24 protein-coding genes are annotated in these 26,212 nt (G+C 63.5%); 16 read left to right on the forward strand and 8 right to left on the reverse strand.

Annotated elements, in window-relative coordinates:
• Positions 1-31: 31 nt before the first annotated feature.
• On the reverse strand, positions 32-679 hold the full coding sequence (locus UP10_RS38380) for an alpha/beta hydrolase (protein ID WP_016843213.1): 648 nt from the start codon (positions 677-679) through the stop codon (positions 32-34).
• Between the two features lie 293 nt (positions 680-972).
• Positions 973-1,917, reverse strand: a complete 945-nt coding sequence (locus tag UP10_RS38385) for a LytTR family DNA-binding domain-containing protein (RefSeq protein WP_063775434.1) — start codon at positions 1,915-1,917, stop codon at positions 973-975.
• Between the two features lie 30 nt (positions 1,918-1,947).
• Between UP10_RS38385 and UP10_RS38390 the strand changes: the two genes are divergently transcribed.
• The 9 genes from UP10_RS38390 (at position 1,948) to UP10_RS38430 (ending at position 10,658) form a co-directional block, all read left to right on the forward strand.
• On the forward strand, positions 1,948-3,153 hold the full coding sequence (locus UP10_RS38390; RefSeq protein ID WP_044592364.1) for an acyltransferase family protein: 1,206 nt from the start codon (positions 1,948-1,950) through the stop codon (positions 3,151-3,153).
• A gap of 32 nt (positions 3,154-3,185) precedes the next feature.
• Entirely contained in the window at positions 3,186-4,343 is a 1,158-nt protein-coding gene (locus UP10_RS38395) for a cysteine desulfurase family protein (RefSeq protein ID WP_044592365.1), read from the forward strand.
• A gap of 92 nt (positions 4,344-4,435) precedes the next feature.
• Positions 4,436-5,917: a Fe-S cluster assembly protein SufB gene (gene sufB, locus UP10_RS38400; RefSeq protein WP_044592366.1), complete on the forward strand. Its 1,482-nt coding sequence runs from the start codon at positions 4,436-4,438 to the stop codon at positions 5,915-5,917.
• Positions 5,918-5,975: 58 nt separating this feature from the next.
• Positions 5,976-6,728, forward strand: a complete 753-nt coding sequence (sufC, locus tag UP10_RS38405; protein ID WP_044592389.1) for a Fe-S cluster assembly ATPase SufC — start codon at positions 5,976-5,978, stop codon at positions 6,726-6,728.
• 17 nt (positions 6,729-6,745) lie between these two features.
• Complete coding sequence (sufD, locus tag UP10_RS38410) at positions 6,746-8,068, forward strand: Fe-S cluster assembly protein SufD (RefSeq protein ID WP_044592367.1); 1,323 nt, start codon at positions 6,746-6,748, stop codon at positions 8,066-8,068.
• Positions 8,065-9,312 carry a cysteine desulfurase gene (locus UP10_RS38415; protein WP_156180679.1) on the forward strand — a complete coding sequence of 416 codons (1,248 nt, stop codon included), beginning with the start codon at positions 8,065-8,067 and terminating at the stop codon, positions 9,310-9,312. Before sufD ends, UP10_RS38415 begins: the two co-directional genes overlap by 4 nt.
• Complete coding sequence (locus UP10_RS38420; protein WP_044592368.1) at positions 9,309-9,680, forward strand: SUF system Fe-S cluster assembly protein; 372 nt, start codon at positions 9,309-9,311, stop codon at positions 9,678-9,680. Before UP10_RS38415 ends, UP10_RS38420 begins: the two co-directional genes overlap by 4 nt.
• Positions 9,681-9,757: 77 nt before the next feature.
• On the forward strand, positions 9,758-10,150 hold the full coding sequence (locus UP10_RS38425) for a HesB/IscA family protein (protein WP_044542645.1): 393 nt from the start codon (positions 9,758-9,760) through the stop codon (positions 10,148-10,150).
• Positions 10,151-10,187: 37 nt separating this feature from the next.
• On the forward strand, positions 10,188-10,658 hold the full coding sequence (locus UP10_RS38430; RefSeq protein ID WP_044592369.1) for a TfoX/Sxy family protein: 471 nt from the start codon (positions 10,188-10,190) through the stop codon (positions 10,656-10,658).
• Between the two features lie 59 nt (positions 10,659-10,717).
• On the opposite strand, the gene UP10_RS38435 is transcribed toward UP10_RS38430, so the two are convergent.
• From UP10_RS38435 to UP10_RS38450, 4 genes are all read right to left on the reverse strand, one after another.
• Positions 10,718-11,785: a GGDEF domain-containing protein gene (locus UP10_RS38435; protein ID WP_044541924.1), complete on the reverse strand. Its 1,068-nt coding sequence runs from the start codon at positions 11,783-11,785 to the stop codon at positions 10,718-10,720.
• Between the two features lie 152 nt (positions 11,786-11,937).
• The gene (locus tag UP10_RS45570) at positions 11,938-12,153 is read right to left on the reverse strand and encodes a hypothetical protein (protein WP_044592370.1); all 216 of its coding nucleotides are present in this window, start codon (positions 12,151-12,153) and stop codon (positions 11,938-11,940) included.
• Between the two features lie 43 nt (positions 12,154-12,196).
• The gene (locus tag UP10_RS38445; protein ID WP_044592371.1) at positions 12,197-13,684 is read right to left on the reverse strand and encodes a DEAD/DEAH box helicase; all 1,488 of its coding nucleotides are present in this window, start codon (positions 13,682-13,684) and stop codon (positions 12,197-12,199) included.
• 249 nt (positions 13,685-13,933) lie between these two features.
• Positions 13,934-14,545, reverse strand: a complete 612-nt coding sequence (locus UP10_RS38450; RefSeq protein WP_245322170.1) for a helix-turn-helix transcriptional regulator — start codon at positions 14,543-14,545, stop codon at positions 13,934-13,936.
• A gap of 460 nt (positions 14,546-15,005) precedes the next feature.
• On the opposite strand from UP10_RS38450, the gene UP10_RS38455 reads away from it, so the two are divergent.
• A complete protein-coding gene (locus UP10_RS38455) occupies positions 15,006-16,742 on the forward strand; it encodes a winged helix-turn-helix domain-containing protein (RefSeq protein WP_044592372.1) in 1,737 nt (578 codons plus the stop codon).
• A gap of 19 nt (positions 16,743-16,761) precedes the next feature.
• Here UP10_RS38455 and UP10_RS46555 read toward each other — a convergent pair whose 3' ends face one another.
• Both UP10_RS46555 and UP10_RS46560 read right to left on the reverse strand, forming a co-directional pair.
• Positions 16,762-17,136: a helix-turn-helix transcriptional regulator gene (locus UP10_RS46555; RefSeq protein ID WP_349644002.1), complete on the reverse strand. Its 375-nt coding sequence runs from the start codon at positions 17,134-17,136 to the stop codon at positions 16,762-16,764.
• Between the two features lie 5 nt (positions 17,137-17,141).
• Positions 17,142-17,717, reverse strand: coding sequence for a hypothetical protein (locus UP10_RS46560; RefSeq protein ID WP_349644003.1), 576 nt, complete (start codon positions 17,715-17,717; stop codon positions 17,142-17,144).
• A gap of 234 nt (positions 17,718-17,951) precedes the next feature.
• On the opposite strand from UP10_RS46560, the gene UP10_RS38465 reads away from it, so the two are divergent.
• The 6 genes from UP10_RS38465 to ltrA all read left to right on the forward strand — a co-directional run bounded on the left by UP10_RS38465 (position 17,952) and on the right by ltrA (position 26,138).
• A complete protein-coding gene (locus tag UP10_RS38465) occupies positions 17,952-19,472 on the forward strand; it encodes a caspase family protein (protein WP_082077510.1) in 1,521 nt (506 codons plus the stop codon).
• Between the two features lie 144 nt (positions 19,473-19,616).
• Positions 19,617-20,540, forward strand: a complete 924-nt coding sequence (locus tag UP10_RS38470; RefSeq protein ID WP_156180681.1) for an outer membrane protein — start codon at positions 19,617-19,619, stop codon at positions 20,538-20,540.
• A gap of 190 nt (positions 20,541-20,730) precedes the next feature.
• Positions 20,731-21,984 carry an FAD-dependent oxidoreductase gene (locus UP10_RS38475; protein WP_082077511.1) on the forward strand — a complete coding sequence of 418 codons (1,254 nt, stop codon included), beginning with the start codon at positions 20,731-20,733 and terminating at the stop codon, positions 21,982-21,984.
• 197 nt (positions 21,985-22,181) lie between these two features.
• A complete protein-coding gene (locus UP10_RS38480) occupies positions 22,182-22,961 on the forward strand; it encodes an outer membrane protein (RefSeq protein ID WP_044592375.1) in 780 nt (259 codons plus the stop codon).
• Between the two features lie 405 nt (positions 22,962-23,366).
• Positions 23,367-24,218, forward strand: coding sequence for an outer membrane protein (locus UP10_RS38485; RefSeq protein ID WP_044592376.1), 852 nt, complete (start codon positions 23,367-23,369; stop codon positions 24,216-24,218).
• 666 nt (positions 24,219-24,884) lie between these two features.
• On the forward strand, positions 24,885-26,138 hold the full coding sequence (gene ltrA, locus UP10_RS38490; RefSeq protein ID WP_245321761.1) for a group II intron reverse transcriptase/maturase: 1,254 nt from the start codon (positions 24,885-24,887) through the stop codon (positions 26,136-26,138).
• Positions 26,139-26,212 lie beyond the last annotated feature (74 nt).

Genomic DNA, 26,212 nt, shown 5'->3' on the forward strand with positions numbered 1-26,212 from the left:
CCCGTTACCCATCTACGGGACTGCGTCCGCCTCAACGCACGTTGGCGAGGCGCATGTCGAGATAGCCGGTCACCGTTTCCATCAGCGGCTCGAGCTTGCCGTCGAAGAAGTGGTTGGCGCCGGGGATGACCTGCTGATCGATCACGATGCCCTTCTGCGTCTTCAGCTTCTCGACCAGCGTGTTGACGTCCTTGGGCGGCACCACGGCATCCTTGTCGCCATGCACGATCAGGCCCGACGACGGGCAGGGCGCGAGGAACGAGAAGTCGTAGAGATTGGCGGGCGGCGCGATCGAGATGAAGCCCTCGACCTCGGGCCGGCGCATCAGAAGCTGCATGCCGATCCAGGCGCCGAACGAGAAGCCCGCGACCCAGCAGGCGCGCGCTTCCGGGTTGATCGCCTGCGCCCAGTCGAGCGCGCTTGCCGCGTCAGACAATTCGCCGGTGCCGTGATCGAACGAGCCCTGGCTGCGGCCGACGCCGCGGAAGTTGAAGCGCAGCACCGAGAAGCCGCGATGCGCGAACGCATAGTAGCACTGGTAGACGATCTGGTGGTTCATCGTGCCGTGGAACTGCGGATGCGGGTGCAGGATCATCGCGATCGGCGCGTTCTTCTGCTTGGCCGGATGGTAACGGCCTTCGAGGCGGCCAGCTGGGCCGGTGAAAATGACTTCAGGCATCGTGATCCCTTATTGATCCCTCGATTGATCCATACGCATCAACCGGATGTGGGCTGACTTCATCAGCTTCGGCAGACAAAGCGGCTCATCGAAAGGGTGATCGGCGTCGGTTGGACGATGCCCCGCGGGGCGCAGTCAAACGTTGAGGCCGCCTTCTAACATGAGCGGTGGGGCAAAAATCAAGGATTTTGTGCGGCCGCCGGCCCCTGCAGGCAAATCGCGGTGCTGCCATAACTTATTGATAGTCAGGGAGAAAGGCCGGCGATGCGCGAACGACACGGTGACGAGGCGCCTCAGCCTGCGGATTGAATGCGGTCGAATCCGGCAATCGCACTTCGATAGCGACGGCTGCCCTGAATCATCTGCCCGTTGTCGCAGCTCAGCTCGAAATCGCCGGACGGCTTCAATTCCACACCGGTTACGCGAGCGAGATTGACGAGCCGGGTGCGGTGGACGCGTGCCAGCTTGAACCGCGCGAGCTCCGTTTCGGCCGCGGCCAGCGTGCCGCGGATCAGGTGGCTAGAGCCGTTGGCCAGGCTGTATTCGACGTAGTTTCCGGCCGAGCTGACCGAGAGGAGATCGCGTGGCTCGATCCGGATCCGCGTCATGCCGTCCCGCAGCCAGATCGTGTCGGGCGGCGCCAGCGGCGAAGCGGCCGATGCCAACTTTTGCTGGGCCTGTTGCGCTTGGCTACGGTTGTCGATCAGCCAGACGATGCCGCCGATCAGCGCGCAGGTGACGAGGTCCTTGCGAAACTCGTAAAGCAATGTCTCGATCGAGAGGTGGAAGTCATAGGATCCGCGGGCCAACAGCATGGCAAGTTTGCGGATGCCGACCATTCCCGCGATGTGCAACGTCGAGAAAACGATGATGGCCGCCACCGCCAGCCCAATGCGCAGCGGCCAGCTCGAGAGGCGGCGTATCCGCCAGACAGCGACAAACAGGATCGGGGCCAGCAGGACGATCATGGCGACGCTGGACGTTTCCCAGAGCAACGGCGTCCGGAGATCGTAGGCGCCTCCGCGCCAGGCGGCGTCCTGCGCAGCCGACAGCGCGTTGACGATGCCGGTCGCAAGCGAGATCGCGACGACCGCCAGGTAAAGCCTGCGGTCCCGACCGGCTATCCCGCGCAGCCAACCGATCGTCCCGGACGGCGTCGTTTCATCCCAGGAGGCCCGGTTCTGATCCCAAACCGGCTCGACGGCGGGGACTTCACGGGCATTTTTGACATCGGGCATGCGGTTATCAGCGCAACACGGGATCAGGTCATGACACAGAAAGCTATATCACAATCGCCTCAGGCCGCGCCGGAACGGCGGGTCGATCTCGACTGGGTCAGGATTTCGGCCCTTGGCCTTTTGATTTTCTATCACGTCGGGATGCTCTACGTGTCCTGGGGGTTCCATATCAAGAGCGATCACCGGATCACGGCGCTGGAACCCCTGATGCTGGTGCTCAACCCGTGGCGATTGGCATTGTTGTTCCTGGTGTCGGGCGTCGCCACGCGGTTCATGCTGCAGAAATACGCGCTCGTGCCGCTGCTGCGGTCGCGCTCGGTGCGGCTGCTGATTCCGCTGGTGTTCGGCATGCTGGTGATCGTGCCGCCGCAGTCGTATCTCCAGATCGTGGAAGCTCTCGGCTATCCGGCCGGCTTCGTCGATTTCTACCTGCGGCACTATCTCGCGTTCGGACCGCAATTCTGCCCGAAGCCCTGCATCGCATTGCCGACCTGGAACCATCTCTGGTTTGTGGTCTATCTCTGGGTCTACACCATGGCGCTCGGGGGCGTGCTGATGGTGCTGCCCGGCTTGCTCGGCTGGTTCGAGGGCGTACTCAGCTCGGCTCTCGCAGGCGTACGGGTGCTGGTGTTGCCGCCGCTGTTGTTTGCCGCCTATCGCCTGCTGCTCTATCCCAACTTTCCCATGACCCACGGCCTGTTCGGCGATTGGTACGATCACGCGCAGTTTGCGACAGTCTTTCTGCTCGGCTTCGGGCTCGCACGCGCCGGCGCTGTGTGGGAGAGCATCGAGCGGCAGCGTTGGCCGGCATTGTTGCTTGCGTCAGCCCTGTTTGCGTCATTCGTGGCGCTGCGCTCAACGGGATACGGCGGACTGCCGCTGAAGATCTATGCCGGCTTCAGCTATGGCTGCTATCAGTGGTTCTGCATCGTGGCCGTGCTCGGCTTCGCCAGGCGCTGGCTGAAGGCTGACACGGCCGTGCGACGCTACCTGACCGACGCGATCTTTCCTTATTACATCGTGCATCAGACCGCGATCATCGTGATCGCTCACGTGCTACGGGGACAGGATCTGCCGGCCTGGCTTGAGGCCTCGATTGTGATCACGGGGACGGCTGCGATCTGTGCGCTGGCCTATGAGATCATCCGGCGCGTCAATATCCTGCGGCCGCTGTTCGGGCTGAAACTGGCCTCTCGTCCGGTGCTGCTGACCACGCGCAATCAGCCCGCGGAGTGATGACGTTTCGCGAAAGGTGCTAAGATGGCGGCATGACCGATCGCGTCTATCTCGATTGGAATGCCACCACGCCGCTTCGCCCCGAGGCAAAGGCGGCGATGGTTGCTGCATGGGAGCTTAGCGGCAACCCGTCCTCGGTGCACAGCGAGGGCCGCAAGGCGCGCCGGCTGCTCGAGGACGCCCGTGCGGCGGTGGCACAAGCCGTCGGCGCCCGGTCGCAGGATGTGGTGTTTTCATCGGGGGGAACCGAGGCCAATGCGCTGGCGCTGACCCCGGGCCTGCGCCGTGGCACCAGCGCGCCGGTGACACGGCTGCTGGTATCGGCGATCGAACACGCCTCCGTGCTGGCCGGCGGACGGTTTGCGGCTGACGCGATCGGGACCATCAATGTGACCCGCGCCGGCGTGGTCGATCTCGGCCATCTTCGTATGCTGCTTGCCGATGGTCCGCCCGCGCTGGTGTCGGTGATGCTGGCGAACAACGAGACTGGCGCAATTCAACCGGTGGCCGAGATTGCGGGGATCGTCCATGCGGCGGGCGGATTGCTGCATGTCGACGCCATCCAGGCGTTCGGAAAGATCCCGTTCGATCTCGGCACGACGCAGGCGGACCTGCTGACCCTGTCGGCACACAAGATCGGCGGTCCGAAGGGCGTCGGGGCGCTTGTCCTTGCCGAAGGCGTAGAGGGACTGGAGGCGCTGTTGCGCGGCGGGGGCCAGGAGCTGGGGCGCCGGGCCGGGACGGAGAACGTCGCCGGGCTTTCCGGGTTTGGCGCGGCGGCCAAGGCGGCTATGGCGGCGTTGAAGGCCGATGCGGCCAGGATGCGGGGGTTGCGGGACCGACTGGAGCATGGGTTGCGGCAGACGCCGGGCCTTATCGTCTTCTCTGACGAGATGAAGCGGTTACCAAATACCGTTCTTTTCACCACCCCCGGGGTGAAGGCCGAGACCGCGGTCATCGGATTCGATCTCAACGGCGTCGCGGTCTCCTCCGGTTCCGCCTGCTCGTCGGGCAAGGTGCAGCCATCTCATGTGCTGGAGGCAATGGGATACCATTCGGACGTGGCGCAGGGAGGGGTGCGGCTCAGTCTTGGCTGGTCTACCACGGAGACAGACGTCGATTTGGCCCTCAAGGCTTGGCTTAAGCTCGCCGATACCCTAGTTAAGGGAGAGCGACGAAACACAGCTTGAACAGTTCTAAGCGCGTGATTTCGTCCCTGAAGCATCGTAATAGACTTTCGGAACATCCACCGCGGTCCTTGAAACCGCGAGCGGAGGATTGAATGCCTGCTGTACAAGAGACGGTCGAGCGCGTCAGACGCATCGACGTCGACCAGTATCGATATGGGTTTGAGACGCTGATCGAATCCGACAAGGCCCCAAAAGGGCTGTCGGAAGACACGGTCCGGTTCATCTCTGCAAAGAAGAACGAGCCCGCATGGATGCTGGAGTGGCGTCTGGAGGCGTTCCGCCGCTGGCTGACCATGACCGAGCCGAACTGGGCGCGGGTCCACTATCCGAAGATCGATTACCAGGATCTCTATTACTACTCGGCGCCGAAGCCGAAGAAGACCGTGAACTCGCTTGACGAGATCGATCCGGACATCCTCAAGACCTACGAAAAGCTCGGCATTCCCCTGCGCGAAGTCGAGGTGCTTGAAGGCGTCGTGCGCCCGGAAGGCGAACGCAGAATCGCGGTCGATGCCGTGTTCGATTCGGTTTCGGTCGCGACCACGTTCCAGAAGGAATTGAAGGCCGCCGGCGTGATCTTCATGCCGATCTCCGAAGCGATCCGCGAACATCCCGAGCTGGTGAAGAAATATCTCGGCACCGTGGTGCCGACCACGGACAACTATTTCGCGACGCTGAATTCGGCTGTGTTCTCCGACGGCTCGTTCGTCTACGTGCCGCCGGGCGTGCGCTGCCCGATGGAGCTGTCGACCTATTTCCGCATCAACGAGCGCAACACCGGCCAGTTCGAGCGCACGCTGATCATCGCCGACAAGGGCTCTTACGTCTCCTATCTGGAAGGCTGCACCGCGCCGCAGCGCGATGAGAACCAGCTGCACGCCGCCGTGGTCGAACTCGTCACGCATGACGACGCCGAGATCAAATATTCGACGGTGCAGAACTGGTACCCCGGCAACTCCGAGGGCAAGGGCGGCATCTACAACTTCGTCACCAAGCGCGGCGACTGCCGCGGCAGGAACTCGAAGATCTCCTGGACCCAGGTCGAGACCGGCTCTGCGATCACGTGGAAATATCCGAGCTGCATCCTGCGGGGCGACAATTCGAGCGGCGAGTTCTACTCGATCGCAATCTCAAACGGTTATCAGCAGGTCGACTCCGGCACCAAGATGATCCACCTCGGCAAGAACACGTCGAGCCGGATCATCTCCAAGGGCATCGCCGCTGGCAAATCGCAGAACACCTATCGCGGCCTCGTCAGCGCCCACCGCAAGGCGACCGGCGCACGCAACTACACCGCCTGTGACTCGCTCCTGATCGGCGACCAATGCGGCGCACACACTGTGCCCTATGTCGAAGCCAAGAATTCGTCGGCGACGTTCGAGCATGAGGCAACGACCTCGAAGATATCCGAGGACGTGCTGTTCTACTGTGTCCAGCGCGGGCTCTCGCAGGAGGAGGCCGTCGGTCTCGTCGTCAACGGCTTCGTGAAGGACGTGCTGCAGCAACTGCCGATGGAGTTCGCGGTGGAAGCGCAGAAGCTGATCTCGATCAGCCTCGAAGGCTCGGTTGGTTAAATCCATCCCGTTGAAGGTCGCGAAGACGCGCCTCGGGATGATGCTCAGGAAGAATGTGATGTCATTGCTTGAAGTGAAAGATCTGCAGGTCCGGGTCGAGGAACGTGAAATCCTCCATGGGCTGTCGCTGACGGTGAATCCGGGCGAAGTCCATGCGATCATGGGACCGAACGGCTCCGGCAAGTCGACGCTCTCCCATGTCATCGCCGGCAAGCCGGGTTATGAAGTCACCGGCGGCCAGGTCCTGTTCAAGGGCGAGGACCTGCTGGCGATGGCGCCCAATGAGCGCGCCGCCAAGGGCGTGTTCCTGGCGTTCCAGTATCCGGTCGAGATTCCCGGCGTCACCACCTGGAATTTCCTGCATGCAGCGCTGAACGCGCAGCGCAAGGCGCGCGGCGAGGAGGAGATGTCGTCGCCGGCGTTCCTGAAGAAGGTGCGCGAGGTCGCCAAGTCGCTCAGCATTCCGCAGGACATGCTCAAGCGCGGCGTCAATGTCGGTTTCTCCGGCGGCGAAAAGAAGCGCAACGAGATCCTGCAGATGGCGCTGTTCGAGCCGGCTGTCTGCATCCTCGACGAAATGGATTCCGGCCTCGACATCGACGCGCTGCGGATCGCGGCCGACGGCGTCAACGCGCTGCGTTCGCCGGAGCGGGCGATGGTCGTGATCACCCACTATCAGCGGCTGCTGAATTACATCGTGCCCGATGTCGTGCACGTGATGTCGAAGGGCCGCGTCGTCAAAAGCGGCGGCAAGGAACTGGCGCTGGAACTGGAAGAGTCCGGTTACGCGCAGTTCGAAGACGCCGCCTGACAGGTACGGATTTTGAGATGAACGTTGTTGCAAAGACCGAGACCGGACGCGCGCTGGGCGATGCATTCGCCCTGGTGCGCGACCGTCTGCCGGGCAAGGGTCAGATCGCCGACCAACGGCGCCAGGCGTTTGAGGCCTATGAGCGCTTAGGGCTGCCGCATCGCCGGATCGAGGACTGGAAATACACCGATTTGCGCGCGCTGATGCGCGAGGTGCTGCCGCTTGCGCCGGCGCCGGACGTTGCCACGTTGAACCGTGCAGCGGCCGTCGTGAAGAATCAGGCGATCGACGGCGTGCGCCGCCTGGTGCTGGTCGATGGCGCCTTCGCGCCTGATCTCTCCGATCTCGGCAATCTCGACAAGGGCCTCAGCATCCGGCCGCTGCGCGAGGTGCTGGACGCCGGCGACGGAACGCTCTCGGCGCAGGCCTTCGCGTCGGACAATTCCAATCCCATGATCGCGCTGAACGGAGCGATGGCAACCGATGGCGTCGTCATCGAGATCGCTGACGGGACCGTGCTGACCAGGCCGCTGCACATCGTGCACGTGGCGTCGAGCGCCGCGCCGGCCGCGATGTTCACGCGTTCGCTGCTTCGGCTCGGCCGCGACACCGGCGCGACGCTGGTGGAAAGCTATCTCGCCGCCGAAGGTACCAAGACCTACCAGGCCCATGACGGGCTGATCATTGCGATCGGCGACAATGCGCGGCTCGATCACGTCCGCCTGGTCGAGGACGGCAGCGACGCCTTCAATATTTCGTCAGCCACGATCACGCTTGGCGCGCATGCGCATTTCAACACGTTCGCCATGACCACGGGCGCTCATCTCAGCCGCTACCAGCTCACCGTGACGTGCGCTGGCGAGGGCTCGAAGGTCGAGACCAACGGCGTCAATCTGATCAACGGGAAGCAGCACGCCGACACCACGTTGTTCATGGACCACGCGGTGCCGCATTGCGACAGCCGCGAGATCTTCCGCGCCGTCGTCGACGACCGCGCCCATTCCGTGTTCCAGGGCCGCATCATCGTCCGTCCCGATGCGCAGAAGACCGACGCCAAGATGATGACCCGGGCGCTGCTGCTCTCCGACGAGGCGGAAGCCGACAACAAGCCGGAGCTCGAGATCTTCGCCGATGACGTCACCTGCGGCCACGGCGCGACCACCGGCGCGCTCGACGAGAGCCTGCTGTTCTACATGCGCGCCCGCGGTCTGCCGGAGAAGGAGGCCCAGGCGCTCCTGATCCAGGCTTTCGTCGGCGAGGCGATTGAGACGATTGTGAGCGATGCGTTGCGCGAGGTCGCGATCGCCGCGGCGCGACGCTGGCTGGAGGCGAGGGCGTGAGCATGCATCCGGCAGTCAGCAACGGCGCTTACGACATCGCCCGCGTGCGGCAGGATTTTCCGGCGCTGGCCATGCAGGTTTACGGCAAGCCGTTGGTCTATCTCGACAACGCCGCCTCGGCGCAGAAGCCGAATGCGGTGCTCGACCGCATGACGGAAGCCTACAAGAGCGAATATGCCAACGTGCATCGCGGCCTGCATTACCTCGCCAACGCCGCGACCGAGGCCTACGAGGGCGCGCGCGAGAAGGTGGCGAAATTCATCAACGCCGGCCGTAACGAGGAGATCATCTTCACCCGCAACGTCACCGAGGCGATCAATTTGGTGGCGTCGTCCTTTGGCGGGCCCAACATCAAAGAGGGCGACGAGATTGTCCTCTCGATCATGGAGCACCACTCCAACATCGTGCCTTGGCACTTCCTCAGGGAACGCCATGGCGCTGTCATCAAGTGGGCACCGGTCGACGACGAGGGCAATTTCCTGATCGAGGAGTTCGAGAAGCTCCTGACGTCGCGCACCAAGATTGTCGCGATCACCCAGATGTCGAACGCGCTCGGCACGCTGGTGCCGGTCAAGGAGGTCATCCGAATCGCGCATGCCCGCGGCATTCCGGTGCTGGTCGACGGCGCCCAGGGCGCGGTGCATCTGCCGGTCGACGTGCAGGACCTCGATTGCGATTTCTACGCCTTCACCGGCCACAAGGTCTACGGGCCGACCGGCATTGGCGCGCTCTATGCCAAGCACGAGCATCTGGTGGCGATGCGCCCCTTCAATGGTGGTGGCGAGATGATCCGCGAGGTCGCCAAGGATTGGGTCACCTATGGTGATCCGCCGCACAAATTCGAAGCCGGCACCCCGCCGATCGTCGAGGCGATCGGGCTTGGCGCCGCCATCGACTATGTCAATTCGATCGGCAAGGAGCGCATTGCCGCGCACGAGCACGACCTGCTCACCTACGCCCAGGAGAAGCTCCGCGAGATCAACTCGCTGCGGCTGATCGGCACCGCCCGCAACAAGGGTCCGGTGATCTCGTTCGAGATGAAGGGCGCGCATCCTCACGACGTCGCGACCGTGATCGACCGTCAGGGCATCGCGGTGCGTGCCGGCACGCATTGCGTGATGCCGCTTTTAGAGCGGTTCAACGTCACGGCGACCTGCCGGGCGTCGTTCGGGATGTATAATACCAGGGAAGAAGTCGACCATCTGGTGCAGGCGCTGATCAAGGCGCGGGAACTATTCGCATGACCGATACGGCCGAAGTCAAAACTGCCAACATGGAAACCGTCTCCGCGCTGCCCGCGGAGGAAACCGAGCGCCTGGGCGGCGAGATCGTCGCCGCGCTGAAGACGGTGTTCGACCCGGAAATTCCGGCCGACATCTATGAGCTCGGGCTGATCTACAAAGTCGACCTCAAGGACGATCGCAGCGTCGACGTCCTGATGACGCTGACCACGCCGAACTGCCCGGCCGCCGGTGAACTGCCGACGATGGTGGAGAACGCGGTGGCGAGCGTTCCCGGCGTCGGCATCGTCAGCGTCAATTTGGTGTGGGACCCGGCCTGGACGCCGGATCGCATGTCGGACGAGGCGCGCCTCGTCCTCAATATGTGGTGATGCGTTAGGGGATGGGACTTAGGCTATAGGGAACGACTGGCAATTGATTTGCCGCGGGGACTGACCACATGAATGACATGACACAAGCTTCTCCGACGCCAGCCAAGCCGAAGCCGCGGCCCCGCCCGCAGGTCATGAGACTGACCGATGCCGCCGCGGAGCGCATCACCGAGCTGACCCAGCGCGCCGATTCCGAGATTGTCGGCCTGCGTGTCGGCATCAAGAACGGTGGCTGCGCCGGGCAGGCCTACACCGTCGAATACGCGCACGATATCCGCCCGACAGACGAAGTGGTCGAGGACAAGGGCGTGAAGATCCTGGTCGAGCCGAAGGCCGTGCTGTTCCTGCTCGGCACCGAGATGGACTACAAGGCCGACAAGATGCAGGCCCAGTTCGTGTTCAACAACCCGAACCAGGTCTCGGCTTGCGGCTGCGGCGAGTCGGTGCAGCTCAAGCCAGCGACCGTTTGATCGCTGCCGTCCCGGCGTTTTGCGCGAGGGCGGGTGCATGGACCGCGAATTCCTGATCGACCTGTTCGCCGATTTCGGCCCGGTCACGCTGCGCCGGATGTTTTCCGGCTACGGCATCTCCGCTGATGGCACCAACTTTGCGCTGGCCCTGCGCGCCGACCTCTATTTCCGTGCCGACGACGAGACCATCCCACAGTTCGAGGCCGAGGGATCGAAGCCGTTCCAGTATCAGACGCGATCGAAGACGGTGATCGTGAACTCGTATTGGGAGTTGCCGGCGCGGCTGTTCGACGATTCCGGGGAACTTGCGGTCTGGGCACGGTCGGCGCTGGTCGCCGCCCAGCGCGCGGCGTTGCGCAAGCGTCCGAAAGCGCGGAAGGCGAAGACTCCTGCGAGGGATGCTCCTGCGAAGAAGGCTGTCGCGAAGAAGCCCGTGGTGAAGAAGGCGGTTGCGAAGAATCGTAGGGTGGGCAAAGCGAAGCGTGCCCACCGAACCCGGCTGCGCTAGTAGAAGTGGTGGGCACGGCGCTGCGCGCCTTTGCCCACCCTACAAGATCTACGTGAAAATCAGGCCACGCGGCTCTGCGTCTCGGCGTTGTATTCCGGATCGGCTTCACAGATCACGCGGTTGCGGCCGGCACGCTTGGCGGCATAGAGGCAGGCATCGGCGCGCTCGATCAGCGAGTCGGTGTCGTCGCCCGGCTTCAGCATGGAGACGCCGACCGAGATGGTGACGCGGCCGAGGATCTCGCCGGTGGACTTCTTCTTCAGTTCCTTGGCCATCACGGCGCGGCGGATGTGGTCGGCGACCGTCAGCGCCTGGCGCAGCGCGGTGTTGGGTAGTACGACCGCAAATTCCTCGCCGCCATAACGGGCCGTGATGTCCTGGCCCTTGATGGTCTGTTTCAGCGACTGCGCCACCAGCCGCAGCACCTGGTCGCCGGTGAGGTGGCCGTAGGAGTCATTGAACGACTTGAAGTGGTCGATGTCGAACATCAGCAGCGACAACGGCTCGCCGCTGGCAAGCGCGCTCTGCACCGCCATCTCCATCGACCGGTCGAAATATTTCCGGTTGCCGAGGCCGGTGAGCGGATCAGTGAGACTCTCGGCGCGGATCGCCTCCAGGCTATGCTGCAGGTCGCTGATCTCGGACTTCGACAGCGCGAGCCGGTTCTCCAGCGCCATATTGGTCTCGCGCATCTCGTGCGTCGATTTTGCCAGACTCTCGACGATCGCCTTAATCTGATCGCTGGTTGTTGCGGTCGCAAGCCGGTCGCTGGCGCCGACGAGGCTTGCGTCGTAGGTCGAGGACACGCCAAGCGCATCGGTGATCAGTTTCATCACGGCGTCGATCTCGCCGATGACGCGGGCGCCGACCTTGTCGATACGGTCGGATGTCTTGATGTGCGACAGGTAGGTTTCGTAGATCTGCTCGAGATCGGATTCGCTCAGCTTGCCGCTGCGCGCCAGCGTCTCGTTGATGATCTTGTTGAGGGGGGCGTTGTATCCGGTCGCGTAGACGTACCAGATCTCATAGTTGCGGGGGACGGCGGTCTGACGAAGAGATCGGATTTGGCCAAGCGCAACTTCGGCAAAAGCCATCGTGCGTTCGTGTTCGTCCAGCAGCTTGACCACTGTTACGTCCCCAATAGCGAGCAGCGCCGGTTGATGTCCGGCAACAATGACTAAATTATCTGCGCAAGGGTAAGGGACGAGAGTGAAGGCAAGGTAAACAGTAAAATTACGGAAAATTGGGCTCTATCGCCGCAGAATGCGCTCGATTTCGTTCAAATCGGGCGCTGCTTTCCCAGGCTTTCGTTTGATGGATCATCCTGGCGCGAATCCGCGCTCACTTCTATCGGTCGCGCGCCGCCGGTGACCGGGCAGGGCACGTCGCCGACGGCACCGGCTTTGGTCTGAAGTTGATCAGACCAAAGTTCAGGCGTCAGAGCGCTTTCGAGCGATGTGGATACCGGTTCGCGCTGGGAAAACGCGTCGAACAAGAATCTAGAGCCCCGTTCCGATTCCATCGGAACGGAAGCGGCTCTAGACGCGCGCACGCACCGGGCGCAGCAGGAAGGCCGGCAGATGCGAATGATCGGCGGGCTCGTGGTCCGCCTCGCGCTGCGGCCGACGCGGTTCGCTGCGGCCGATCGACGGCACGTGTGGTGCTGCGGCCTGCGGCTGAGCTGGGTTGCGGCCGCCTTGGTGACGAGGCTCGCGTTCGGGGCGGGGCTCGCGTCCTTGGTGCGGCTCCCGTTCGGGGCGTGCCTCCCTGGGCTCCCTGTCCTGACGCGGTTCGCGCTCGCGGCGGGGCTTGCGTTCGCCGCGGGTTTTTTCGCGTGACCCGTCGCGGCTGCGCGACCTGCGCGGCGCATCGGTCTCGCCGGACGCCTCGCTCTGAACGGTAAAGTCACCCTCGGCGCGCGGGATCTGCTGGCCGATCAGCTTCTCGATCGCGGCCATCGACTTGGTGTCGAGCGAGGTGACGAGGGAGATCGCGGTACCGGTGCGTCCGGCGCGGCCGGTACGGCCGACGCGGTGGACATAATCGTCGGGGTGGTGCGGCACGTCGAAGTTGAAGACGTGGCTGACGGCCGGAATATCGAGGCCGCGGGCGGCGACATCGGAGGCGACCAGCAGCGGAATCTCGCCCTTGCGGAATTGATCCAGCGCGGCGGTGCGGGCGGACTGATCCATGTCGCCGTGGAGGGCGCCGACGCTGAAACCGTGCTTCTGCAGCGACTTGTGAAGAATGGCGACTTCGCGCTTGCGATTGCAGAAGATAATCGCGTTGTTGAGATCCTTGGCGTCGCGCAAGAGGCGGCGCAGGATCTCGCGCTTCTCGTGTGACTCGCGCCCAGCGGGCACTTGCGACTGCATCACGCCAACGGCTGTCGTCGCGGGCTTTGAAACCTCGATCCGCGCCGGATTGTGCAGGAAGGCTTCGGTGATGCGGCTGATCTCGGGCGGCATCGTCGCGGTGAAGAACAGCGTCTGCCGCGTGAACGGGACCAGCTTGCAGACACGTTCGATGTCGGGAATGAAACCCATGTCGAGCATGCGGTCGGCTTCGTCGATCACCAGAAGCTCGACACCGGTGAGCAGCAATCCGCCGCGTTCGGTGTGGTCGAGCAGCCGGCCGGGCGTTGCGATCAGCACGTCGACGCCGCGCGTCAGTTTGGTGTCCTGGTCGCCGAACGAAACGCCGCCGATCAAAAGCGCGACGTTGAGCTTTTGCCCGGCGCCGTATTTGTCGAACTGCTCCTTGACCTGGGCGGCAAGTTCGCGGGTCGGCTCGAGGATCAAGGTGCGGGGCATGCGGGCCCGGGCGCGGCCCTTCTCGAGCATGGTGAGCATCGGGAGAACGAAGGCGGCGGTCTTGCCGGTGCCGGTCTGGGCGATGCCAAGAACGTCACGACGGGCGAGGACGTGAGGGATCGCCTGTTCCTGGATGGGAGTGGGGGTGGTGTAACCGGTGGCCGCGACTGCGGCGAGGACCTTGTCGGACAGGCCTAGATTGGAAAAAGACATTGAGCCTCTGGTCGATACCGCCGTTCGGAATCGAAGGTATAAGGCTGTCGCGTTCGGCCCCGAAACGGCTGGCTTCTAAAAAGCTCGGGGGCTCTGACTGACGCAGACGGGCGGCAAACCTGACGAATCGCGTTTCGATCCGAGGCCGCGTTGAGCCGAAACATAGGGTCGTGACCGGCAAAGTCAATCTTGGAACGGGCAAGACGACGGAAAAAGCTTAATGTTTTCGCACAAATAAACGTCTTTCCGTCATTTTCCGGTCAAATGACTTGCCGCTTCGGGATCGGACGGCGCAGCGCTGGTGAAGGGGCTTGCCCCGGTTTGAGCCCTGAACTCGCCGGGCGTGACGCCTTCGGATGCGTTGAAGACCCGGTAGAATGTCGCGAGGCTTCCGAACCCGCAAGCGTCGGCGATCTCGGCGATCGATATCGGCGGTGTCTCGCGCAACAACCGGCGGCTCCGGGCCATGCGCAGCGCAGTGACGGTCTGCGAGAAGCTCGTCCCGGTTGTCTCGAACAGCACGTGGATGTAGCGGACCGATACGCCGAGCAGCCCGGCGACCATGGCCGGCGACAGCGATGGCTTCGACAGATGGCGGGCGATCAGACGGCGCGCCAGGCAGAGGCGGCCGACGCGAAGGGTCTGCTGGGCACGGCGGCTGCCCGGCCTGAGCGCTCCGCGATCGATCAGCGCGAACTCGGCGACGGCCTTGACCAACGGCGGAATGTTCGCCGTGTCGCCGCACTCCATGGCCTCGTCGAGCTCGGCGGCGCAGGCGTCGCGCAACGGGGCGAAGCTGTGATGGCCTGATGTCGTGTCGAGCGGAAGCCTGATAGGTCCAGGCACGGGATCGGTGCCCATTTCGAAACGATCCAGGGCGGGGAGCGCGCCGGCCGTGGCCGGATCCAGACTGCTATTGTGCTCGTGTTCACCACGCATGGGGCGTCATACCTCTGCCGGCTTGGACGGTGCCGTTCACCCCGGACTCCGTCATGATCGGTTCCCCGCGCAGGTTCGCGGCATCGTTTTGGCGCGCGGCCGGGCAGAGGTCTTCTCAATGCGCGCACGGAAATCATTTGGGCCGAAATGCCGCAGCGTGGTCGCAGGGGCTAATTTGCCCAGCCTCAGTCTCTGTCGCAGCGCCTCAACCATGATCCCCACGATCCCTTGCCAAGCATTCCGGCTATCGAAATATTGCAGCGAGTCTTGTCATGTTGGTCGGTGAGTGTCTTGGTAAGCTCCTGGCGACATTTCTGAAATTTTTCTGATATTCGCTTTTCGCACCAGCAAAAGCGGCTAGTTTGAGGGTTGTGAGGACCAAGTGCTTCGTTTTGCGGGATTTGAACTCGATCCGCAGCAGGCGCGGCTGCGCGGTCCCGACGGCGAACAGATCCGGCTGCGGCCGAAGTCCTTCGACATGCTCCATCTGTTCGCGGCCAATGCCGGCCGCGTGCTGAGCAAAGAGGAGTTGTTCGCGACGATCTGGCCGAACGTCCATGTTGCCGACGACAGCCTGTTTCAATGCATTCGCGAGGTTCGCGCGGCGCTCGGCGATGAGCGACGCCAACTGATCAAACTGGTGTCCGGCCGCGGCTATCTGTTCGAGGCCGAGGTGTCGACTGAACCGGTCGGCGTTCGGGTCAACGGCGGGGCGGCCCGGTCAATCCAGGCCGCTCCGGCCGAGCCGGTCACCTCGGCCAAGCCGATCGCCGAACCGAAGCAGTCGCCACGATCCATGTTCGGGCTCCGTGGACCCGCAGCCATCGCGACGGTCGCTTGCCTCTGCGCCATCATCGGACTTGCCGTCGCGGCTCCCGTTCTGCGACCTTCCCTTATCTTCAGGCCAAAGCCGTCGACCGTCGCGGTGATGGCGATCGTCGGGGCGGCCAACGATGCGCGCAGCGCGGCTGTGGCTGGAGGTGCGACCGATCGTCTGGCTGATGGTCTTGCCAGGATCGAGAATATCCGGGTCATTGCGCCGCGATACGAAGCGGCGGGGGTGCGCCCGGAACCTGTGTCCGCACCGTCAACGCCATCGGACTTTGAAGTGCGTGGCGAATTGCAGCGTGGGGAGCGATCGTGGACCTTGCGGGCGCGCCTGATCAGGACTGCAACCGGCGAAGTTCAAACGGTCGCCACGGTTTCGGTCGACGTCGACGAGCTTGACCCGCAGCTCGAGCAATCGCGGCTTGCCGCGGGCGTGGGTCACCTGCTGGCGAACCGCCTTAACGGGTTGCTGGAGGGCGGCGAGCCTTCGTCCGCGACCGGCGGTGCAACCGGCAGCGCCAAAACGACGATCGAACAAGCGACTGCGTCGATCAATCAGACGACGCGCGAGCGTTTTGGCATGGCGCAGACGATGCTGCAAAAGGCGCTCACCGCCGAGCCTGACAATGTCGATCTCGGTGTCGCGCTAGCGGCGCTTCAGCTCCGCGGCATCCAGATGGTCTGGTACAGCCCGGACGAGGCGCTTGCGGCCGAGGCCAATGCCGGCACGACGCTGGAGCGCGCGCTGCGGGCGAAGCCCAATTCGATTCCTGTGCTCGAGACCTATTGCCGCTTCCTTAGCGCCACCAACCATTTTGTCGAGAGCCTCGTGACCTGTTCAAGGACGCTCAGCTTCGATCCGTGGGACGGTCTTGCCCTCTATCTGGTCGGCCTCGGGCAGATTTACCTTGGCCGTTTTGAAGATGCGCTTGCGACGTTCCAGCAGGCCGACCGTTTCGATACGCCGCAAGTGTCGCGCTGGACATGGCTTCTCGGCGCCGGATGGGCTGATATGATGATGGGCCGTGGCGACGATGCGTTGCCATGGCTCAAGCGATCGATCGCCATTACCCCGGCATCCGGTCGCTCGCATATGCTGCTGGCTGCGACCTATCAGAAATTGGGCCGGACCGACGAAGCAAAGGCGGCCATGAACGAAGGGTTGAGATTGCGACCTGGCACGACTGCGCTCAACGTTTCGTCGTCGACCAAGAATGCGAGCCCGGTTTTTCTTGAGGCATCCCAGCGGATCATCCGGCTGATGGTCGCGGCAGGATTGCCCGAAAGCTAAATTGTTGCGGCCGCCGCGCTCAGGCAGGCTGCGTCCTGTAATCGCCTGGCGTCATGGAGACGGCCGCGTTGAAGACGCGGTAGAAGGTCGCAAGGCTCTCGAAGCCGCAGGCGTGAGCGATGTCGGCGATCGGCCGCTGCGGCGCCTCGCGAAGCAGGCGGCGGCTGTGATCGAGCCGCAGCGCGGTCACGGTCTGCGAGAAACTCATCTCCGCAGTCTCGAACAGCATGTGCACATGGCGGACCGAAATGCCGAGCATGTCGGCAACCAGGGTCGGCGACAGCTCGGCCCGCGACAGATGTTGTGCGATCAGGCGGCGGGCCAGCGAGAGGCGGCCGACCCGAAGCGCCTGCTGCGCGAGCCGGCTGCCCGGCCGCGCGATGCCGCGCTCCATCAGCGCTAGTGAGCCAGCGCGTGCACCAGCGGCGCCGTGCCTGCCGGTTCGGCCTCATCGCTGCCTTCGACGATATCCTGGAAGCATGATTCCAGCAGCGGCCGCAGCTCGGTCTGATCGTGCACCGGCTTGGGGACGAGGGAGTCGAGCCCGGTGTGCGGCCACGGAATATCCGCGACCGGGATCTTGAGGACGCGCAGGTGGAAGCCATCGTCGCTAAGCGGGGCGGTGCGATAGGGCAGGTCGGAATAGCTTGTCGCGAACATGCCGTCGCGCACCGAAAATTCGTCGAGCCGCGTGCCGCTGAACCAGCCGCCGCCGCCGAGCTGCTGGTAGATGCAGAGGCTGTCGCTGCGCGCATCGGTGATGTCGCCGACGCGCCGCTCGACCCGGTAGGGCGAGGCGCGCAGCTCGATCAGCCCGGCATTATCAAACTTGCGAAGCGAGAATTCGCCGAAGAAATTCCCGCGACGCTCGGGCTCGAGCTCCGCGGTGACGCCGAACAACCCCTTGGCGCGCACCTCACGCCAGTAGTCGAAGCGATCCTGCGGATCGACGTGATCGGTAGACCAATTGTACACGGGACGGCCCTTGAAAATGTGAGGAGGTCGAACCGGATGGGAGGCCGAATCTATCACGCGATCAGTAAAAAGAAACGTTAGCGGCGGGGTATCGGCTGCCACGGCCTCATTTTTGGCCGGCCGGTCGGTGAGAACGGTCGTGCCGCGGCTGGCCTTGAACCGGCCCGGCGGCTGGTCCGACTATTAGCCGGCGGCCACCGAGCCGCTGGACCTGTCGTGCGGGTGGGGAACGGGATGACGCGCCGGCCTTCGATACGATCTGCAACCGCCATCGCGGCGGCCTTCATGGCCGTACTCCTGGCCGGATTCCTGGCATCGACTGCGCCCGCGCAGGCCGAAAAGCGCGTCGCGCTGGTGATCGGCAACAACGACTACAGGAACGTGCCGAAGCTGCAGAAAGCCGTCAACGACGCCCGCACCATGGGCGACACGCTGAAGCAGCTTGGTTTCAACGTCATGGTGGCCGAGAATTTGAACCGCCAGGCTTTCTCCGAAACGCTGCTCGCCTTTGACCGCGCGGTCGAGCCCGGCGATACCGCGTTCTTCTTCTACGCCGGCCACGGCTTCGAGATATCAGGCCAGAACTTCCTGCTGCCGACCGACGTGCCGGCTGCGACCGAGGGGCAGGAAGAGCTGGTGCGCGATGCCTCTGTGCTCGCCGACCGCATCATCGAGCGGCTGCAGAACAAGAAGGCGCGGACCGCGATCCTGGTGTTCGATGCCTGCCGCAACAATCCGTTCGAGCGCTCCGGCACGCGCGCGGTTGCTGGCGGCGGCGGGCTTGCGCCGATGACGCAACTGCCGGAGGGCGTGTTCTCGGTGTTTTCGGCGGGGCCGCGCCAGACCGCGCTCGACCGTCTGTCGAACGACGACGCCAATCCGAATTCGGTATTCACGCGGACCTTTGCCAGGGAGCTGCTGCAGCCCGGAGAGAACTTGGTGCAGGTCGCGCAACGGACGCGGCGGCTGGTGAGCGAGATGGCCGAAACCGTGAACCACAAGCAGATCCCGGTCTATTTCGACCAGATGGTCGACGACGTCTTCCTGAACGGGATGGCGAAGGGGCAAGCCGAGGCGGCCAAGCCTTCCGCACCGCCGCAACAGGTGGCGGCGCTGCCGCCGGTGTCGGTGCCGAAGCTGCCCAAGGAGGACGCCGTCAACGCGCCGATCGCAAGCTTCTCGCGTCACAATGGCGGCTGGACGGTGGTGATCTCGATCGCCGACCCGGCGCTCGGGATTTCATGGCGAATGGGCGATGCCGGCGATTTCCGCGAAACCGGCTTCATCGACACGCTCGATCCACGGACGCGGAAGCGGATGCCAAACCCATCGATCGAACTGCCGGCTGATGCGCCCGCGGGCACGATCCAGCTTCGCTACGTCGATACGCAAGGCGAGATGCAGGGGCCGTTCCCAATCAGGTTCGATCCCGAAACGGCGCTGATCCGCGACCAGCGCAAGATCCTCGACATGACCGCGACGAGCTGGCTGTCATTCCGCGAGTTCAACGGCTTGCTGGTCTACTACACGCACCTGATGTCGTATCGCTGCGCGATCCGCGAGGTGCGCATCGGCATCGATACGGCGGTGCCGGACAAGGTGCTGAAGATGCCGGCCTGCGATCTTCGCGATCCCAGTGCCATTCCGTCCGACGCGCAGCCCTATCTCAAGCTGGCGCCGCAGACCAAATCGATCTCGGTCGAGTTGACCTATCGCGACGGCAGCGTGTCGGAGACCAAGACGTTCCGGCGCTGAAGGCAATCGGTACGAATCGGGCCGAGTAAGCAATGGTGGTCCGGGGGGCGCTCCTGCCGGCGGTGTGCTTGAAATGACGGCGCTCTGACAGCAATTCGGCCAAAATTTGTTGCCGGTGAGCAACGGCGGCCTCGAAAATGGGCTTTGCGGCCGCTCGGGCAGCCTTCCTTCTCGCATGCAGCCCTCCTCGAAATTATCATTGTGGCTGGATTTGTTTTTATTTTTTGGGGATTTGGAATGCAAAAGTCGTTGGGATGGACTTCGGCCGCGGTCGTTTCGTTGAGCTTGGCAACTCTCGGCAGTGCGATGGCCGCGGACATGGCGGTCAAGGCTCGCCCTGTCGCCGTTGATCCCTCATACATCTGGTCCGGCTGGTATGCCGGCGTGAATGGGGGCTACGCTTGGGGTAATTCGGGCGGCAGTCTCGCCGCGTTTACGACATTCCCTGCAGGCGCGGACTTCGGACCGGCTGTTGCCGCGGGCGGAACGCCCAGCTTCCTTGGTGCAAAGCACGAGGGTGGCTTCGGCGGCGGTCAGGTCGGCTACAATTGGCAGACGAACAAATGGCTGTTCGGCCTCGAGGCCGATATCCAGGGCGCCGATATCGGCCAGACCTCGACGATCGTCTTCCCCGGCGTCGTCGGCGGCATCGTCCCAAGCGTTTCCACTGGTCGCGATCACATTGATTGGTTCGGTACCTTCCGCGGTCGGGTCGGCATCACCGCGAACAACGTCCTGTTCTATGGAACGGGCGGCCTTGCCTATGGCGGAGTTCGAAGTTCGGTCACCAACGTCTACACGCCTTTGGTCTCCGGCAACTTCGCCGGCAGCACGAGCGATACGCGCGTCGGCTGGGCGGCTGGCGCGGGTATCGAGTGGGCCTTTGCCCCGCATTGGAGCGTGAAGGGCGAATACCTTCATGTCGATCTCGGCAGTTCGAACGTGACGATGTTTGATCCGGTGAACTTTCCGACTGCGTCCGCGACCTACCGCTTTCATCATCAGCTCGACACGGTCCGTGTCGGCGTCAACTATCTCTTCGGTGGCCCGGTCGTCGCGAAGTACTGATCGCACACCGTCGTTCGAGCAAGCTCCTGAACCCCGGCCGCTGGCCGGGGTTTTTTTGTTGGAGCATCCCGAGCGGATAGAGGCTCGCCAACCTCGCCACGCCATCGCTGCTTCCTGAAAGGTTGCAGCGGTCATGCAGGATTGGCGCTACAACTCAATCTGGAGCGGTATCATCAGCGCGAGCGGGACGATGGAATCGGACAGGACTTCCGCGATGCCGACACGACACACCCTCAAGACTCGCTGCTGCATAGTCGGCGGCGGACCGGCTGGCATGATGCTCGGTTATCTGCTCGGACGCGCCGGGATCGATGTCGTGGTGCTGGAGAAGCACGCTGATTTCTTCCGCGACTTCCGCGGCGACACCGTGCATCCCTCGACCTTGCAGGTGATGGATGAACTCGGCCTGATCGACGGCTTCCTGAAGCTGCCGCACCAGAAGTTGCAGAAGCTCGATGGCATGTTCGGCGGCACGCCGGTCCGGATCGCCGACCTCAGCCGCATCAACGTCAAATACCCGTTCATTGCGATGATGCCGCAGTGGGATTTTCTGAACTTCCTGCGCGAGAGCGGCAAACGTTTTGCGTCGTTGAAGGTGCTGATGAGCACCGAGGCCACCGATCTGCTCCGCCGCGGCGACACCATCGCCGGCGTGCGGGCACAGACCCCGGACGGGCCGATCGAGATCGAAGCGGATCTCACCATCGCCTGCGACGGCCGCCATTCCACCGTGCGTGAACGTGCCGGCCTTGCCGTCGAGGAGATCGGCGCGCCGATGGATGTGTTGTGGTTTCGCGTGGGGCACCGCCCTGACGAGACCGAGAACCTGTTTGCCCGCGTCGAGCCAGGCAAGATGATGGTGACGTTCGACCGCGGCGATTATTGGCAGTGCGCCTATGTCATCGCCAAGGGACAGTACGACGCGGTGAAGGCGAGGGGCCTCGCAGCGCTGCTCGACGACGTCGTGCGGATGGCGCCGATCCTGAAAACCGGCATTGCCGAGGTCAGCAGCTTCGATGACATCAAGCTGCTGACCGTCGCGATCAATCGCCTGACGCGCTGGACGCGGCCCGGTCTGTTGTGCATCGGCGATGCCGCGCATGCGATGTCGCCAGTCGGCGGCGTCGGCGTCAATCTTGCTGTGCAGGACGCGGTCGCGACCGCAAATATCCTGGCGGCGAAGCTCGCGCAGGGTTGCCCGTCCGAAGCTGAACTCGACGCGGTCAGGCGGCGGCGTGAATTTCCGGTGCGCGTGACGCAGCGGATGCAGGTGGTCGCCCAGAACAACATCATCACGTTGGCGCTCGAATCGGGCGATCGACCGCTCAAGGTGCCATTCCCGATGCGGCTGGTCACGGCTGTGCCCTGGCTGCAGGGACTTATCGCGCGCTTCGTCGGTGTTGGTGTGCGGCCCGAGCATGTGCATTCGCCGGTGCGGAGCTGACAGGCGAGTTGCGCCGGTAACAATCCATCAAGGATAATGGCCACTTAAAACAACCCTTAGAAGTTGCGTGACTGCAACAGCGGAGAAGATTCGAAACCGGCATGCGCGGATTCTGCGTTGCCGTATCGGCCGGTTTTCTTTTGGTAAGGGTCTCTCTGGGAAGGCTGGACCCATCAGACAATTTTGGGAGTGCCACCATGTCTCATGCCAAACTGATTGCCGCGCTCACCGTCACGACCGCGCTCGGTGTCAGCGCCGCTTCGGCCGCCGACCTCGCAGCCCGTCCCTACACGAAGGCGCCGGCTTACGTTGAATCGATCTACAACTGGGCCGGCTTCTATGTCGGCGGCAACTTTGGCGGCTCCTGGACCAACCAGGAATGGACCAATACCGCCAATACCACGGCGTTCGGCGATCTCGGCCCGGGCCAGGGCTTCCGGCAGCGCGGCAGCGGCGTGTTCGGTGGCGGCCAGATCGGCTACAACTGGCAGGCCAACAACTTTGTCGCCGGTCTCGAGGGCACGATCGCAGGCCTCGACAACAAGGGCACCCTCGTCAACAACGTATTCGGCGCAGGTCTTGACGATCGCTTCAGCTGGCGCGCGGACTGGATGGTCACGGTGACCGGCCGTGCCGGCTTCGCCGTGCAGAACAATTTGTTCTATGTGAAGGGCGGCTATGCCGGCGTGAACAACCATCTCTCTGTGGTCGACACCACGTCGCCGTTCACTGGTTCGGGCGCTCAGTCGAACTGGCACAATGGCTGGACGGTCGGCGCCGGCTGGGAATACGGCATCACCCAGAACTGGATCGTCGGCCTCGAATACGACTATGCCGCGTTCGAGAAGAAGAGCTACCAGCTCGCCGGCACGGCTGCGCCTGCAACCTACGCCTTCGATGCGCGTCCGGTCGACATCCAGTCGGCGGTGGTTCGCCTGAGCTACAAGTTCGGTGCGCCGCTGGTGGCGCGCTACTGAGCCTTGGTGTTCATCTCGGAGCTGAAAGCCCCGGCATTGTCCGGGGCTTTTTCTTGAGCCTTTTAGTGGGCCTTTCGTGCGCCTTTGTCTTGGGACCGTCTAGGCCGCCATCGGGCCGGCTTTCCGAGCGCCATGGTCGCTCCGAGGGGCCCCTGTGTGCCCGGGAACCCGATTTGCCACTCAACGGTGCCATCGAGGCGCCGCTTTCCGCCCTTTTGGCCGTTCAGAAGCGGTCGCACCCGTTCTGGTCGCAAAGGTGGGCCGAATTTCGTTGCATGGTTGCAACGGGTGGCCGAAATCAGTCGCATCCAGCGCACCGAAGCTGAGTTCCTTGTGGCGGTATTGGCTGAACGGTTGCAGGTTGTCTCAACATTTCTAGTGAATTTTTGAGCGGAGGGAATTGAAATGCGCAGATCAGCTTTGGCGCTCGCAGCACTGCTGGCGATCGTTGGAACAGGGGCAGCTTCCGCCGCGGATATGGCGCCGCGCTATACGAAGGCACCGCCCCCACTGGCTCTCGAAACGCCATGGACCGGTTGGTATGTCGGCTTGAACGCCGGCGCCGCGATCAATGACTCCAGCTACAGCCTGACGCCGTCGGGCTGCTTCACCAACCCTGCCGTACTGTGCGGTGGGCCGCTGACGAACAACCCGATACGGAGCTATTCGGCCGGCCAGCATAACGTGGACGGAACGGCCGGCGGCCAGTTCGGCTACAACTATCAGTTCTCGCCGACCTGGGTCGCTGGCTTCGAGACCGACATCAACTGGAATGGGACGCGGCAGACTGACACGGTGGTTCAGCCGCTGGTGGCACCGCTCGCCGGCAGCTTCCTTCACAGCGTCTCCACCAGCCTCGACTGGTTCGGCACCGTGCGTGGCCGCGTCGGCTTCCTAGCTGCTCCAAACCTGTTGCTGTACGGCACGGGCGGCCTTGCCTATGGGCAGGTCAAGTCGTCGACGGCTGCGAGCTTCACCACGACGGCTGACGTCTACGCCGGCACGTTCTCGGACACGCGCGTCGGATGGACGGCGGGCGCAGGCGGCGAGTGGATGGCGTCGCGGAACTGGTCGTTTAAGGCGGAGTATCTCTACGTCGACCTCGGCAAGACGAACTATACCAATGCCTGTACCACGGCGGTCTGCGGGGCCTTCGTGCCGGCGCCGAGTTACAACACGTCGGTGAGCACCCGCGAGCATATCGTCCGCGTTGGCTTCAACTATCACTTCAACAGCCCGGTGGTTGCGAAGTACTGATCTCTCCCGGCGAACAGTCTAAAGCCCCGGCCTCCGGCCGGGGCTTTTTTCATGGGTGCGCCAGGCATGGCGCGGAGCGGCGTGACTGGGGCGATTTGGTCGGAGTGGTGTCTGACCGATGACTTGGAGGTGAGAGTCCTCTACGGACCCTGGTGATAGGAACCGTTAGCCTAACAGCAAGGGCGTCGTCGCGAGGCGGGGTCTGAAGGAAGCTGTAAGCAAAGTGCCGGCCTGACGAACAGCAAGCGCATATGAGGCGTCCGCACCTGGGCGAGGGAGCCCAAAAGCCCAAAGCCCGATATCACCCGGAAGGTGCGGCCGTAGATGCGACAGGTATATGGCACGAAGGTCATGCGTCTTACCCTGGGAGGTCTGTCGTGCTGCCCCCGGCAACGGGTGTGCTACCGGCGTCGCAAGGCGCCGGGATGGGACGGCAGAAGTCAGCCGAGGCTGTAGTAGCCGGCAGCACCAAGCCGGCGAAGGGCCGAACGTCGAGTACCGGAGGAGGCCGGTCTGTCGATGGTGCCAACAGATGCAGACGATGACGCTGAGATGCGTCGTGCCCATCCCGAGGGTAGCGGCCGGAAGCCGCCAGAGCAGGGAATGGGTGCATCAATCGCCACGGCGAGATCGCAACCTTCCGCTCCGGAGGTGGAAGTGCGGCTGATGGAGGAGATCGTCAGCCGAGCGAACATGATGGCGGCCTACCATCGGGTGATGGCGAACAAGGGCGCTGCGGGCATCGACAGGATGGCCGTGGAGCAGTTGCAGCCGCACCTGAAGGAGCACTGGCCGCGCATCAAGGAAGAACTGCTGGAAGGCCGCTACCGGCCGCAGCCGGTGCGCGGGGTGGAAATCCCCAAGCCCGGCGGAGGGATGCGCCAACTCGGCATCCCGACGGTGGTGGATCGGCTGATCCAGCAGGCGATGCATCAGGTGCTGATGCCGCTGTTCGATCCAGACTTCTCCGAGGCTTGGTACGGCTTCCGTCCGGGGCGCAGCGCGCACGGTGCGGTACTTGCCGCGCAGGCGCACGTGGCCGAGGGTCGGCGCTTCGTCGTCGACCTCGATCTGGAGAAGTTCTTCGACCGGGTGAACCATGACGTGCTGATGGCACGGGTGGCGCGCCGGGTTGCGGACAAACGGGTGCTGCGGCTGATCCGCCGCTACCTGCAGGCTGGATTGATGACGGGCGGGATTACGCCGGCGCGGAGCGAAGGCACGCCACAAGGCGGACCTCTGTCGCCACTGCTGTCGAATATCCTGCTCGACGATCTGGACAAGGAACTCGAACGACGAGGCCATGCCTTCTGCCGTTACGCTGACGACTGCAACATCTATGTTCGGACGCGGCGGGCCGGCGAGCGGGTGATGGCATCGATCACGCGATTCCTGACCGGGCGACTGCGGCTCAAGGTCAACGCAGCGAAAAGCGCGGTTGACCGTCCCTGGGTGCGGACCTTCCTCGGCTTTACCATGACCGCCCACCAGCAACCGCGCCTTCGGGTGGCGGTCAAGAGCGTGAAGCGGTTGCGGAGCAAGCTGAGGACGACACTGCGCCAAGGGCGTGGACGAACTCTGGCATCGACCGTCAAAACCTTAACCCCCATCCTGCGCGGCTGGCTGCAATACTTCCGGCTGGCGGAGGCCAAAGGGGTGTTCGAGGAGCTTGACGGCTGGATGCGGCGCAAATTGCGCTGCGTCCTCTGGCGCCAGTGGAAACGACCTCGGACACGCCTCAGACGCTTGATGCAACGTGGGCTCGATCCGGAGCGGGCATGGCGGTCGGCCTCCAATGGCCGCGGTCCTTGGTGGAATGCCGGGGCCAGCCACATGAACGATGCCTATCGCGCCGCCTTCTTTGCGCAACTCGGTCTTCCGTCCCTCATCGGATTGCACCGCCACCTCAATCGTGCCTGACGAACCGCCGTATACGGGACCGTACGTACAGTGGTGTGGGAGGGGGAAGCCGCAAGGCTTCCTCCTACCCGATC

It is taken from the genome of Bradyrhizobium sp. LTSPM299 (assembly GCF_000938235.1).
Classification (GTDB): Bacteria; Pseudomonadota; Alphaproteobacteria; order Rhizobiales; family Xanthobacteraceae; genus Bradyrhizobium.